Source organism: Thermorudis peleae (genome assembly GCF_000744775.1).
GTDB lineage: Bacteria > Chloroflexota > Chloroflexia > Thermomicrobiales > Thermomicrobiaceae > Thermorudis > Thermorudis peleae.
On sequence record NZ_JQMP01000004.1, the window covers coordinates 130,306 to 143,444 of the forward strand.

General features: G+C 63.7%; 14 protein-coding genes and 1 riboswitch. Of the genes, 10 read left to right on the forward strand and 4 right to left on the reverse strand.

All coding sequences use genetic code 11. The features are described from left to right. Positions 1-256: 256 nt before the first annotated feature. Positions 257-341, forward strand: a riboswitch (cyclic di-GMP riboswitch). A 117-nt stretch (positions 342-458) separates the two neighbouring features. After that, on the forward strand, positions 459-2,177 hold the full coding sequence (locus N675_RS14490; RefSeq protein ID WP_197066295.1) for an LPXTG cell wall anchor domain-containing protein: 1,719 nt from the start codon (positions 459-461) through the stop codon (positions 2,175-2,177). A 160-nt stretch (positions 2,178-2,337) separates the two neighbouring features. After that, positions 2,338-3,264 (forward strand): N-acetylmuramoyl-L-alanine amidase family protein, encoded by a 927-nt coding sequence (locus N675_RS10495; protein ID WP_038039869.1) that lies wholly within the window; start codon positions 2,338-2,340, stop codon positions 3,262-3,264. Here the strand turns inward: N675_RS10495 and map are convergent. Then, on the reverse strand, positions 3,261-4,010 hold the full coding sequence (gene map, locus N675_RS10500; RefSeq protein ID WP_038039870.1) for a type I methionyl aminopeptidase: 750 nt from the start codon (positions 4,008-4,010) through the stop codon (positions 3,261-3,263). The two genes, N675_RS10495 and map, sit on opposite strands and share 4 nt — an antisense overlap. A gap of 203 nt (positions 4,011-4,213) precedes the next feature. Between map and N675_RS10505 the strand changes: the two genes are divergently transcribed. Then, on the forward strand, positions 4,214-4,741 hold the full coding sequence (locus tag N675_RS10505; RefSeq protein ID WP_038039871.1) for a Rossmann-fold NAD(P)-binding domain-containing protein: 528 nt from the start codon (positions 4,214-4,216) through the stop codon (positions 4,739-4,741). Positions 4,742-4,759: 18 nt separating this feature from the next. Here the strand turns inward: N675_RS10505 and N675_RS14755 are convergent, their stop codons facing one another. Beyond that, entirely contained in the window at positions 4,760-5,137 is a 378-nt protein-coding gene (locus tag N675_RS14755) for a hypothetical protein (RefSeq protein WP_051914636.1), read from the reverse strand. A gap of 28 nt (positions 5,138-5,165) precedes the next feature. Between N675_RS14755 and N675_RS14680 the strand changes: the two genes are divergently transcribed. The 3 genes from N675_RS14680 (at position 5,166) to N675_RS10520 (ending at position 8,297) form a co-directional block, all read left to right on the forward strand. Continuing rightward, positions 5,166-5,366 (forward strand): cupredoxin domain-containing protein, encoded by a 201-nt coding sequence (locus N675_RS14680; RefSeq protein ID WP_231578053.1) that lies wholly within the window; start codon positions 5,166-5,168, stop codon positions 5,364-5,366. Positions 5,367-5,595: 229 nt separating this feature from the next. Next, the gene (locus N675_RS10515) at positions 5,596-6,864 is read left to right on the forward strand and encodes a M20 metallopeptidase family protein (protein WP_038039872.1); all 1,269 of its coding nucleotides are present in this window, start codon (positions 5,596-5,598) and stop codon (positions 6,862-6,864) included. A gap of 92 nt (positions 6,865-6,956) precedes the next feature. After that, a complete protein-coding gene (locus N675_RS10520; protein ID WP_038039874.1) occupies positions 6,957-8,297 on the forward strand; it encodes a PQQ-dependent sugar dehydrogenase in 1,341 nt (446 codons plus the stop codon). Positions 8,298-8,325: 28 nt separating this feature from the next. Here N675_RS10520 and N675_RS10525 read toward each other — a convergent pair whose 3' ends face one another. Then, entirely contained in the window at positions 8,326-9,282 is a 957-nt protein-coding gene (locus N675_RS10525; protein ID WP_038039875.1) for a DMT family transporter, read from the reverse strand. An 81-nt stretch (positions 9,283-9,363) separates the two neighbouring features. Here N675_RS10525 and N675_RS10530 point away from each other — a divergent pair, with 81 nt between their 5' ends. Genes N675_RS10530 through N675_RS10540 form a run of 3 tightly spaced genes read left to right on the forward strand, consistent with a single transcriptional unit; the run spans position 9,364 to position 11,813 of the window. Then, positions 9,364-9,657, forward strand: a complete 294-nt coding sequence (locus N675_RS10530) for a MoaD/ThiS family protein (RefSeq protein ID WP_038039877.1) — start codon at positions 9,364-9,366, stop codon at positions 9,655-9,657. A gap of 1 nt (position 9,658) precedes the next feature. Continuing rightward, complete coding sequence (locus N675_RS10535) at positions 9,659-11,491, forward strand: aldehyde ferredoxin oxidoreductase family protein (RefSeq protein WP_038039878.1); 1,833 nt, start codon at positions 9,659-9,661, stop codon at positions 11,489-11,491. Further along, positions 11,478-11,813: a hypothetical protein gene (locus tag N675_RS10540; RefSeq protein WP_038039880.1), complete on the forward strand. Its 336-nt coding sequence runs from the start codon at positions 11,478-11,480 to the stop codon at positions 11,811-11,813. Before N675_RS10535 ends, N675_RS10540 begins: the two co-directional genes overlap by 14 nt. Before the next feature lie 15 nt (positions 11,814-11,828). Here the strand turns inward: N675_RS10540 and N675_RS10545 are convergent, their stop codons facing one another. Continuing rightward, positions 11,829-12,287: a RidA family protein gene (locus N675_RS10545; protein WP_038039882.1), complete on the reverse strand. Its 459-nt coding sequence runs from the start codon at positions 12,285-12,287 to the stop codon at positions 11,829-11,831. A 145-nt stretch (positions 12,288-12,432) separates the two neighbouring features. On the opposite strand from N675_RS10545, the gene N675_RS10550 reads away from it, so the two are divergent. Further along, positions 12,433-13,080, forward strand: a complete 648-nt coding sequence (locus N675_RS10550) for a DedA family protein (RefSeq protein WP_038039884.1) — start codon at positions 12,433-12,435, stop codon at positions 13,078-13,080. Positions 13,081-13,139 lie beyond the last annotated feature (59 nt).

The following is a 13,139-nucleotide window of genomic DNA, read 5'->3' on the forward strand; positions in this document are numbered from 1 at the left end:
TGGGGCAGGGCGTTGCTCGAAGCCCTGGTCGCGTTTCCCCCTCGTTGGGTCAGCTGCTGCTCGCGTTTTCTAAGGCAGATTGACGGGAAGCGGTGCGGGGACAGGAACGCGCACGTAGGTGCGGATCGCAACCGGAAAAATAGTGCAAAGTTTTTTACTATTTCCAGTACTTCTGGGCCTGGTTATGATCCGACAGTTCCGTTAGAATCGTACTAGCCGATTGGTGGGGGGTACCCCACCCAAAGGTCACAGGAACCGACCATCCGGAGGCGATGACGCGCAGGCAGTAGCAGTGGGCGCCGAGCCTGCGCTGAGCCAGTGGCGCACCCGGCCGGAGACCAACGCTCTCGAGGCCGGGTGCGCCATGTGGTTTTCGTGGAGGGGGATAGACATGCACTGTTGTGACTGGTGGCGAGCACATCGCGAACACACCCTGGAGGGGAAAGGGGAGTATAGCCATGCCTAAACTATTCCGCGGGAAACGACCGCCTCACTCAATAGTTGGAATCCAGTTCTTGATTGCACTACTACTTACGTTGGGGGTGGTTCTTGGGAATCTTCCCACCTTTTCCGTTGCTGCATCGAGTGGAAAGTCAGAACCATCAAATTCAGAGACATCAACATTACAGACAATCCCTGTCAAGCAAAGCCAAATCGGCACCACAGGCTGCCAGTCAGCCGATACCATGCTCTGGCACTTCATCATCAATCAAATCGATACTCCGAGCGACGCACCAGGCTCAATCACTGTCACGTTCCAGCAAGCTGGCACAAAGACGGTAAACCTCTACACAGTTACCAATGGCGGAACCGCGCACTACATCGTCCAAACCGGACCAGGGGACACGCTCCTGAACGCCACCGCGCAGATCTACAAAGACTGGAGCGGGCAGTTCAATCTGAGCAGCCCAAAATGTCATCCAGCCCCCACACCCACGCCAACCAAGACACCGACGGCGACGCCAACCAACACGGCGACCCCAACCGCGACCCCGACGAAGACACCGACCCCAACGCCATGCTGTAAGTGCGATGACGAAGATGAGCACTGCACACCCACGCCAACGGTAACGGCAACGGCGACCCCGACGGAGACGCCAACGGCCACGCCAACTGAGACACCAACGGCCACGCCAACGGCCACCCCAACTCAGACGCCAACGGCAACCCCGACGGCGACGCCGACTGAGACGCCGACGGCAACCCCAACTGAGACCCCGACGGCGACGCCGACTGAGACGCCGACGGCAACCCCAACCGAGACACCGACGGCGACACCGACTGAGACGCCGACGGCGACACCAACTGAGACGCCAACAGCCACGCCGACGGCAACCCCGACTGAGACGCCAACGGCAACCCCGACGGAGACGCCAACAGCGACGCCGACGGCGACACCGACACCGGTGACGCCCACGCCAACGCCGGTGACGCCAACACCCACGGCCACACCAACGCCGACGGTGCCGATCACGCCGAGCGCGCCGATCTTGACGCTCACTAAGGTCTGGAGCGGTACGCCGACCGTTGGCAGCGTCACGATCCAGGTCACGACCAGCAACGGCACGACGACCGTCACCTGCTCTGGCTCAGTGCAGAGCGGGGCAACCTGGAACTGCAGCCCAGCCGTGACCCTGCCCGCTAACCCGAACGCGCAGGTGACGATCATCGAGACAACCGCGCTACCCGGCACCTGGTCGATCGCTGGCACTGGCACCTACACGGTCAGCCAGCTCTGCGGCAACGCCACCGCCTGCAGCCACGCCGTCACCAACACCCGCACGACGACGCCGCCACCGCCGCCGACTGGTGGAGGCGCGCCACCGCCGGTGATCGTGATCCCGCCGGTCTCCCAGGCATCGCCAATCGTCGGTACGCCGACACCGACGGCAACGGCAACCGCGACGGCGACGAGCACGCCGACGCCGGTCTCGCAGCCATCGCCGATCACGGCTACGGCGACCACACCGGCAGTCAGCCAGGCCTCACCGGCGGTCAGCACGCCAACGACGGTGAGCCAAGCTTCCCCGGCGACCGGCACGCCGGTGCCACAGGTGCTGCCGAAGACCGGTCAGGCGCAGGACAGCAGCCCGTTCTGGGTGCTCACGATTGCCGGCCTGGCCTTGCTCTCGCTCGGGACGGCTGCGAAGCTCCGCCGGCGCGCTGGCATCCGCTAAGCTGCTCATCACGCTAACGACGGCTCCTCGATGGCCCGTGGAATCCCCCCTCCACGGGCCATCATTCTTTCGTACACCGGGGGAGCGCGGTTACATCGAGGTTACCGAAGAGGGCTATCGTGGAAGCAGTGGGGCGACGGTCACGGAAGGGGGCGGAGCAATGCGACGGCCGGCGTCCTGGGGGTGGATCTGCTGGATGGTTGCGCTCCTCTGTCTGCCCGCGTGCCTCTCCCCTGCCCCGCGCACACCAGATGCTCCCGCGATGCCTGCCAGCACACCAAGCGCTCACCTTCTCGCCGTCACCCCTCCCCCTCCTCCCCTCACCGCCGCAACTCCCTTCCCCCTCACACCGTCGAGTCATGCCGGTGTCGACGCCTTCATCGACCCAGGTCACGGTGGTGTCGATGATGGCGCCACCGGCGTGACCTCCGACGGTCGCCCGGTCGCTGAGAAGACAATCACGCTCGCGATTGCGCTGCAAACTGCGGCCATGCTCGAAGCCGACGGCTTTCGCGTCGCGCTCTCGCGCACTGACGATTCCCTGCCCGACTTGCAGCCGAGCGACCTGACAGCCGAGGGCGATGCCCTCACGCCCGACGGCGTGCTCCACGACCTCCAACGCCGCATCGACCGGGCAAACGCCAGCGGGGCACGCGTGCTCCTGAGCATTCACCTCAATAGCTTCGATGACCCGGAGGTTGGGGGCGCTGAAACGATCTATGACGCCAGCCGCCCGTTCGCTGACCAAAACCTGCAGTTCGCGCAGCTTGTCCAGCAGCACGTTGTCGCGGCGCTACACCAGGCCGGCTATCCCGTCGATGATCGGGGAGTAGTGAACGACAGCGACCTCACTGGCGGCGAATCCTTCGGCGTGCTCCCGGCAAGCTATAACCACCTCGTCCTGCTCGGCCCGGAACTGCCCGGGCTGGTCAATCCGAGCCAGATGCCGGGAGCGCTCAGTGAACCGCTCTTCATCTCGAACCCCGAGGAAGCAACGCTCGCCACCAACCCGGCTATCCAGCAGGCACTCGCGCGTGCATATGCCGATGCGATCGAGGCGTTTCTGCGCGGGGCAACGGCCAATTAGAGTTCGGTCAGGATCTCCGGGCCATTCTCGGTAATCGCGACGGTATGCTCGAACTGGGCCGCGAGGCTACCGTCCGCTGTCACGATGGTCCAGTTATCGGGCAACACGCGCGTTTCGGGCCGTCCTGCGGTAATCATCGGCTCAATGGTCAGCACCATACCGGGGCGCAGCAACGGGCCTTGTCCTGGCGGGCCATAGTGGGGCAGCAACGGCTCCTCGTGCAGCGCGCGGCCAATGCCGTGGCCGTAGAGATCACGCACGACGGAAAAGCCCTGCGCTTCGACGTACTGTTGAATCACTGCCGAGATATCGGTCAGCCGCCGTCCCGCGCGGGCTTGCTCGATGCCACGTGCTAACGCCTCACGGCAGACGGCAATCAGCCGCGCAGCTTCCGGCGAGATTTCCCCAACGGGTACGGTAATGGTCGCGTCACCATGGTAGCCGCGGTAGCGCGCGCCAATATCGATGCTGACAATGTCGCCGTCGCGCAGCACGCGCGGGCCAGGAATGCCGTGGACGACCTCGTCATTGACGGAGATGCAGGTGCTTGCCGGAAAGCCGCGGTAGCCTTTAAACGACGGAACGGCGCCGTAGCGACGGATCGTCCGCTCAGCTAAGGCATCAAGTTCAGCCGTCGTGATACCGGGCCGGACAGCAGCCTCGAGGACGCGGAGCGTCTCAGCGACAATCTTGCCAGCTTCGCGCATCAGTCGCAGCTGTTCCGGCTGCTTCAGCGAGATCGCCATTGGTTCCATCCTTCACCATGGGCACACAGCAGGCCCATACCACATCGTCTAAGTGTACTCCGGAAGGGATCCGGGCCATGCGTGCCCACGGGCAATCCAACGCCCATGCTTCTACGTATGGACTGGTGAGGACAACCAGCGTAGCAGGACGGCAGCGGCAGTGAGCCCGTGGCGTGATAGCGGGGAGTGAAGGAGGATCAAGAATGCGGCGGTGGTTTCTCGCGCTCGGCGGTGTCCTCATTGCCCTTCTGCTCACAGCCAGCATGGTCGCAGCGCAACAGAGCATTACGATTACCCTCAGTCAACAGAACAATTCTGGCGAATCAGGAACCGCAACCTTGACCGCGGTCGGCACCAATCAGACGCGTGTGGTAATCCAGCTGAAGGGTGCGCCGGCGAATGTCGCCCAGCCAGCCCACATCCATGAGGGAACCTGCGCCAACCTTAATCCCGTACCCAAGTATCCGCTCAACAACGTGGTCAATGGTATGTCGGATACGACGGTGAACGTCGCGCTGAGTGACCTCCTTGCCAAGCCATTCGCCATCAACGTGCACAAGTCAGCGCAGGAGATTCAGACCTACGTCGCATGCGGCAACATCGTTGGTTCAGTAGCGCCTGCAACTGGCCAGCCACGGGCCACACTCGGCTTGCTGCCGGTAGCCCTTGCTGCAGTTGCGGGGCTCGGGCTGATCGCAGCTGGCCTTGGGCTGCGGCGCGTGCGCGGATAGCGAGTGACGGTAGGCCAGTTACGCGAGGAGAACGGTGAACAGCATGCCGCGATGCCGGATGCCCTGGCTACTCTGGTTGTCCCTCATCGTGTTGCTTGCTGGTTGCGGCTCTGGGAGCGCAACGCCGTCGTACTCCGGCGCGTCCGGAGCCGCACCAGCCTCGCCGACAGTTTCCCCGTCCACAGCGGTCACGCCGGTGAGCTCGCCGAGCACGAGCAGCGCAGGCGGGCTTGCGAACCCGACGGTGACGACAGGGGCGACTGCTCCGGCAGTACCGACGCCGGCTCCGACAGCATCGCCGACCGCAACCTCGCCCGCTTCACCGTCGCCAACGCCTGTACCGCAGCCTTCACCCATTCCAACTTCGAGTGGCCCGAAAACGGTCCAGGTCGCCATCTATGACTTTGGTTTCAATCCCGCGACGATCACGGTTGCGCCGGGAACGACGGTCGTCTGGGTGAATACGGGCGCAGTCCAGCATACCGTCGCCGACAAGCAACTCACCTGGAGTTCATCGATCCTCGATCCGGGTGCACGGTTCGAGCACACCTTCACCCAACCTGGTGAATACGCGTACTGGTGCACCCTCCACCCAACTATGCTCGGCACGGTGATCGTTCGGTAGCCATAGCGTTGCCAGGGGGATGCTCGCCAGACGCCTCAGGCATGTCGGGGAGCACGCTGTTTCATGCTGCTGTGCAGCCTGTGATAATCCGTCTGGCCTGACGAGGTCAGCCGTTGTGACTCAGGGCTCTCCGGCCGACGCCTTCCGGCTGGCTTGTGCTACCATGCCGGCGCAGTCGCCTGACCGGTGACTGTCGGAGAAGGGGAGTCTGAAAGGAGAGCAAGAGCCGATGTCAACACCTCAGGTCGCGATCACACCCGAACTCGACGCGTGGTTGCGTGAAACCCGTCGCTATCTGCACATGCACCCCGAGCTGTCACTGGAAGAGACCAACACCGCCCGGTTTGTCGCCGGACACCTGCGGGAACTCGGGATTCCGCATCGCACTGGCGTCGGTGGCGATGGTCGCCCACTCCATCTCCCACCCGAACTGCTGGCTGCCGCAGGCATCACGCCGAAGCCGACGACCGGCGGCAACGGTGTCGTGGCGCTGATCGAAGGCGGTCGCCCGGGGAAAACGCTCCTGCTGCGCGCTGACATGGACGCGCTGCCGATCGAGGAGCAGAACGACGTGCCTTATCGCTCGCAGCGGCCAGGGGTGATGCACGCCTGTGGGCATGACGCCCATACCACGATCTTGCTGGGCGTTGCCGAAGTGCTCAACAGCCTGAAAGCGCACCTGCCAGGGCGAGTCAAGCTCATGTTCCAGCCTGCCGAGGAAGGCCCGGCTGGCGCGCTCGCGATGATCCACGACGGCGTGCTCGATGATCCACCGGTCGACGCCGCCCTGGCACTGCACGTCGACCCAAGCCATCGCGCTGGCGAGATTGCGGTTTCCGGTGGCCCATCCACCGCCGCTGCGGATACGTTCACGATTACCGTGCGTGGATTCGGCGGACATGCCGCACGGCCGCAGGCAGCGGTCGATCCGATCGTCATTGCCGCTCAACTCGTCGTCGCCCTGCAGACGCTCGTCAGCCGGGAGATCGATCCCCTCAAGCCTGCAGTCGTGACCGTCGGGCGGCTGACCGCCGGCACGACCGATAACGTGATTCCCAACGAGGCCACGCTCGAAGGCACCGTCCGCACGTACGACGCAGCGGTGCGGGATCATCTTGAGCGGCGCATCGGTGAGCTCGCACGCGGACTCGCGCAGGCGATGCGCGCCGAGGCCAATGTCATCTACCTGCGCGGCTATCCGCCACTCTACAACGACCCAGCCCTCGCAGCGCTGGTCCAGGAGGTCGGCCGCGAACTGCTTGGTCCTGAGCACGTCTACGAGCGCGCGCCGATTATGGCCGCCGAAGACTTCGCCTACATTGCTGAGCGTGTGCCTGCGTGCATGTTCAGTTTAGGCGTGGCCAACCCTGAACGCGGCATCCGCTATCCCGTGCACCATCCACGCTTTGACCTGGACGAAGACGCGCTTGTGGTCGGCGTCCGCGTCATGGCCACCGCGGCCTTGCGCTGGCTCGAAGCGCACGCGCAAGACAACTGACACCACGATGGCGATAGGGTGAGCCGGTTTTGCGTCCTTGCCAGCTGGCCTACACTCAACAGCACAATACCGTTGCTGAGAGGATGGAGTGTATGGTTCGTCAACGTGAAAGCCACCGGCTCACCCGCCGCTCCCTTCTGACGGCAGCGCTTGGAGTGGGGCTACTCGCGTGCGGCCGCAGCGCCGCGCCAAGCCCAACGCCAGCTCCGGCGAGCCCGGCGCCAGCTCATGCGAGCTCGGCGACAGCAGCGGCCCCCTCGACCTCGACACCGCCGCCGTCATCAGCCCGTGCTGCATCACCAACGATGACCATCGCGAGTTCGCCAAGCGCAGGCGTGTCGCCAACTCCCGCACCACCGACCGCGACCCCGGCACCACGCGGTCCTGTGCCGGTCACCGTCACAACTTTCCTGTCTAACCTCGAAGTGCCGTGGGATATCGCCTTCGCTCCTGATGGCCGCATCTTCATCACCGAGCGGCCTGGACGGCTACGCGTGGTGATCCAAAACCAGCTGCGTCCCGAGCCGGTCGCGACGCTCAGCGACGTCGCCGCAACTGGCGAGGGCGGCCTGCTCGGGCTTGCGCTCGACCCCGACTTCACCCACAATCATTACCTCTACCTCTACTACACGACGCACACAGCCAATGGCACACTGGTCAACCGTGTCGTCCGCTTCACCGAGCACGATAATCAACTGACTGATCCGACCGTGCTGCTCGACGGTATCCCTGGCGCTGTCCTGCACAATGGCGGGCGCATCGCCTTCGGACCCGATGGGAAGCTCTATATTACAGTTGGCGACGCACGGAACCCCAACGCTGCACAGGATTTGCGTTCCCCGTCGGGCAAGATCTTGCGCATCAATCCCGATGGTTCAATCCCGTCCGACAACCCGTTTCCCAACTCGCCAATCTGGTCGTATGGCCATCGCAACCCGCAAGGGCTTGCCTGGCGTCCTGGCACTGGCCAGCTCTACGAGACGGAGCACGGCCCGTCTGGCGAATTTGGTCTGTATGCCCACGACGAGCTGAACCTGATTGAACCCGGGAAGAACTACGGCTGGCCGGCCTACGCGAGCGACGTGCGGATTAGCGGCGGTGTCGATGCCGTTCCACCACTGCTCGACAGTGGCAACCAGACGTGGGCACCGTCTGGCATGACGTTTGTCAGCCATGACCGCATTCCGCAATGGCAAGGCAGCCTGCTTTTTGCCGGCCTGCGCGGTGAAGGGCTCTGGCGCGTCACGCTCTCTGCAGATGGGCGACGCGTCACTGGAACCGAAGTGCTCTACCAGGGCCAGTTCGGCCGGCTCCGCACGGTCGTTGAAGGGCCAGACGGCACCCTCTCTGTGCTCACCAATAACCGCGATGGCCGGGGTCGTCCACAACAAGGCGACGACCGGGTCCTGCTGATCAAGCCAGCAGGAAGCTAACTTAACCGCTGCATTGCCCACGCAGCGATTATGTCGACGCGTCAGCGGACGGCCGCGGCGACTGAGCCAGCGCAACACCGAGGCAGACGATGCCGCCGCCAAGGAGTTGCAGCCAACTGGGCCGCTCGCCGAGCAGTGGCCACGCCAGGAGAATAGCCCCGACCGGCTGGAGGTAGAAGTAGGCGAGGGTTGCCACCGTCCCTAAGCGATGCGCCGCTTGCTGCCAGAGCGCATTCGCTAGGGCCATTGCAATCACGGAACTGTAGAGCAGCGAGAGCCAGGGCAGCAACCCAGGCGGATGCCGCACAATCTGGATCAGTTCGCGCCAGGCTGGTGGCAGTAACACCGTCGCACTCGCCGCGAGCATCCACATGGTGATCCGCACGGCGCCATAGCGGGCGACTAACGGCTGCGGCAGCACCGTTACGCCGACCCAGCCAAGTGCGGCCAGCAACGTGAGCGCGTCGCCAAGCAGCGTCACGCCTGCCCCTGACGAGCGATCGAGCACGACGAGGCCGACGCCGAGAAAGCCGCAGAGCAGGCCAAGGGCAGCCCGGCGTGTCAGGGGCACGACCCCAGCTACGGCCAGCAAGGGTGCGCCAAGCAGCGGACTTGCGCAGAGGAGCAGCGCACTATGCCCAGCGCTTGTCCGGGCCAGGCCGTACAGGAAGCTCGCTTGAAACACAGCCATGCCAGCATAGCCCGCAAGGAGCAACCGCGGCCAATCGCGGCGTTCGACAAGGACCGGCTGATGTTGCCAACCAAGCACCAGCAGGAGCGCGAGGACCGACAGCACTGGCCGCAGGGCAGCGTAGGCAAGCGGCGGGAAGCCTTCATAGCCTACTTTGATCACGGGAAAGGCTGCGCCCCAAATTGCGACCGCGACCAGCGCCGGTAGGTCAATGACCCGAGCGACCTTCTTCGTCCAGGTTGCGAGTCGGCCGGCCTTTGCTGCCTCCGCTGCGCCTGCTCGTTGTGCGTCCATGCCTTCCCCCTGCCCATCGCTGGCATGCTGAGGCATACTAGGCAATTGCCTACCAGGGCGCAATGATGGAGTGTACTCTGCATGCGACCAACATCAGCCCAACAACCAACAGTCACGGTAGAATTGTTCGGCGTGCCACAGCTCTTGGCTCAAACCCGGCAGGTCGAGCTCTCGGCCGCGACGTTGCACGAGCTTGCCCAGCAACTCGCGACACGCCTCCCCGCGCTTGCAGGCAGCGTGGTCGATCGCGCTACCGGCTGGCTCCTGCCGGGCTACATCTTCGTCGTCGATGGGCGCTTCACGCGCGATCCGAACTACCAGCTCGCCCGTGGCGCACGTGTCCTTTTAGTCGCCGCACAAGCGGGAGGCATGTGAGATGAAGGCCGTACACGGCCAGTGCCTCGTGGTCGACCTCTCCGATGGCACTGCGACCGCAGTTGCATTACCTGAGCTGGTCTTTGCCAGCGTCTTGGGCGGGAACGGTCTTGCCAGCTACCTGCTGTACCGGTTCTGCCCGCCCGGGGCCGATCCGCTTGGGCCAGAAAACCCCCTGATCTTTGCGACAAGTCCTTTCCTCGGCACTGGGCTCACGACATCGAGCAAGCTTGCGTTGGCCGCCAAGTCACCGCAAACCGAGCGCATTGGCGATTCAATTTCCTCAAGCTACCTTGCACTTGCGCTGAAGCATACTGGCTTCGATGCCCTGGTCATTCGCGGGCAAGCGCGAGACTGGTCCGTCTTGATCGTCGAAGACGACCAGGTACGCCTTGAGCCTGCTGACGACATGCTCGGGCTTGACCCCACGGCAACCGCTGACGCACTGCGGGCGCGCCTCGGACGGGGCTTTCGCGTCGCGGCCATCGGGCTTGCCGGTGAGCGCGGCGTCCGCTTTGCGTCGATCAGCAACGATGGGCGCCTGGCTGGTCGCACGGGCCTCGGTGCCGTGATGGGACAGAAACGGTTGAAGGCTGTTGCCGTGCGTGGCACGCGCCCGCTGCCGTCAGTGGCTGATCCGGCGGCGGTCGCTGCGGCTGCGCGGGCCCTCGCGGCACGGAGTCAGGGGCCGGAGACAGCGAAGTACCGCGTGCTCGGCACGGTTGCCAACGTTGCGCTGTTCAACCGGCTCGGCGTGCTCCCAACACGCAACTTCCAGGCTGGACAGTTTGAGGGGGCCGAGGAACTGAGCGGTGAACATCTCGTTACCACGCGCCGCGTCGATACCCATGCCTGCGCTGCCTGCACGATTGGCTGTGAGCATCATTTCCTTGCGAAAGGCAATGGGGCAAAGGCGCGGCTCGAGTATGAAACGCTTTACGCCCTCGGCCCGCTTTGTGGCATCGCCGACCCTGATATCGTGGTGCAAGCCGCAGCCCTCTGCGATCGCTACGCGATGGACGCCATCAGCGCCGGCGGCACGATTGCGTGGGCAATGGAGTGTGTTGAACGCGGGATTGCCCTCCCTGGTGATCCCGCAGACTGGCCTCGTTTCGGCGATGGCCCAAGCCTCTTGCGCGCCCTCAACCTGATCGGCCAACGGCAGGGGCCACTTGGTGCGCTGCTGGCTGAAGGCTCGCGCCGCGCTGCGCACGTGCTTGGTCAGGGCAGCGAGGCATGGGCCATGCATGTCAAGGGGCTCGAGCTGCCCGGCTACGACCCGCGTAAGCTCAAGACGATGGCGTTAGGGCTGGCAGTCGCAACCCGGGGGGCGTGTCACAACCGCTCTTCAGCCTATGAAGTCGATTTCTCCGATCAGCTTCCGCCCGATGCCGCAGCACGCGCGCGTGCGGAAGCCGCTGTCCGGGCGGAAGATACCGCAGCCGTTATCGACTCGTTGACACTCTGCAAGTTCTTGCGCCACTGCTTCGACGACCTCTTTGCAGAGGCTGCCCACCTCTGGACGCTCGTTACTGGCTTACCCCTTGATGCTGATGGCCTTCGGCAAGCTGGTACACGGATTAACACTCTGAAGAAAGCCTTTAACCTTCGCGAGGGATGGACGCGCCACGAGGACACGCTGCCGCCACGCCTCCTGCAGAGCCCCGACTCGCTCGTTGATGGCACTGAACTTGACCGTCTTGTCGCGGCATACTATGCAGTGCGCGGCTGGGACGACGCCGGGCGGATTCCGTTGCCCCAGTGGCGCGCACTGGGGCTTGAGGCACTCCTCGGCCCCCTTGAAGGGGTGTGCGGCGGCTATGCTCGACGATGATGAACTCCTCTTGCTCGAACTGGAGCGGGTGCGTCTTCCCTCTCCAGTCCTGAGTCGCATCGAAGAACTGGCAGAAGAGCGACGTCAGCTCTTGCGCGCGATCGCGGATATGCCATTTTCGCCCGAACGGGACGCTGCCCTGCGCCGCGTTACCGAACTGAGCCTTGAACTGGAACGGCTCTGGGATCTGCGCCGTCGCGAGCTGCTCTTCGTCCGTCAGGCGTTGCATCCCGAACAACCAGACGAGCCAACGACGCTGGAAGAGGTCGAAGAGCAAGCCAGCCTGGACGAGCAGTCAGCGGAACACTCGCACGGCGAATAGCCAGTCGCGCTCGGTTTACTCAACTTCGACGATCGCCTCGATCTCGACGGTAATGCCGTGTGGCAGTGAGCCCATGCCGACAGCCGAGCGGGCATGACGGCCTCGGTCGCCGAAGACTTCGACAAACAGATCAGAGCAGCCGTTGATCACCGCCGGATGCTCACCGAAATCCGGCGCAGCATTCACCATCCCAAAGACCTTGACAACTCGCCGGACGCGGTCAAGGTCACCGAGATGCTCCTTGAGCACTGCAAGCAGCGTCAGCCCAACCGAGCGGGCATGCTGGTACGCTTCGGCAGTCGTCACATCGCGCCCAACTTTACCGATCGGCACTGTCCCATCAGGATTGAGCGGCCCTTTGCCCGAGAGGAAAACCAGATTCCCCGTTTGGACAGCGTGGACATAGTTGCCAGCAGGCTCTGGCACCTTGGGGAGCGTAATGCCGAGTTCAGCAAGCCGTCGTTCGACTTCCACTGGATTCTCCTTCCACGTCTCAGTATTCGTAACAGAACGTTTACCGCCTGCCGGGTATACTTCGGCTGGCGGCGCTGTCGAGGCTAATCGCCATGACAGGAGCTGTCAAGGGCCGAAGTCCGGCTCAGGAAGTGGAAGGGAGACCATGCCCCATTTCGATCTTGTGAAGCTGATCGAAGCCGTGGGACTACTCGGCGTTGCGGCCATCGTGTTTGCGGAAAGTGGCATCCTCATCGGCTTCTTCCTCCCTGGTGATAGCCTGCTGTTTACCGCTGGCTTCCTTGCTTCTCAAGGCTTCCTCAATATCTGGTGGCTGATTGTCCTGGCTGCCCTCGCGGCCATTCTCGGCGACTCCACGGGCTATAGCTTTGGCGCGCGCGTTGGCCGCCGCCTGTTCGAGCGTGAACAGTCACGTTTCTTTAAGCGACAGTATCTCGAGCAGGCGGAAGCGTTCTTCCTGCGGCACGGTGGGAAGGCCATCCTACTCGCTCGTTTCATCCCCATTGTGCGCACTGGTACGCCGATCATCGCTGGCATCGGCCGGATGCCGTATCGTCGTTTCCTCGCATTCAATGTCGTCGGCGGTATCCTTTGGGGATGCGGTGTGCCACTCGCTGGCTATTTTCTTGGCCAGGCGATCCCCAACATCGACCGCTACCTGCTGCCGATTGTCTTGCTCATTATCGTCGTCTCCATTGCCCCGTCGGCGATCCATCTCTGGCGCGAGAACGGCTCAGCGATCATTGCGGCGATCCGGCGGCGACTCGCTCGCGCCCCGGAACCAGAGCAGTAGCGGGAGGCTTGCCGCCAGCCCCCACCTGCCGGTTATACTGCCGGCAGGAATGGGGGAAA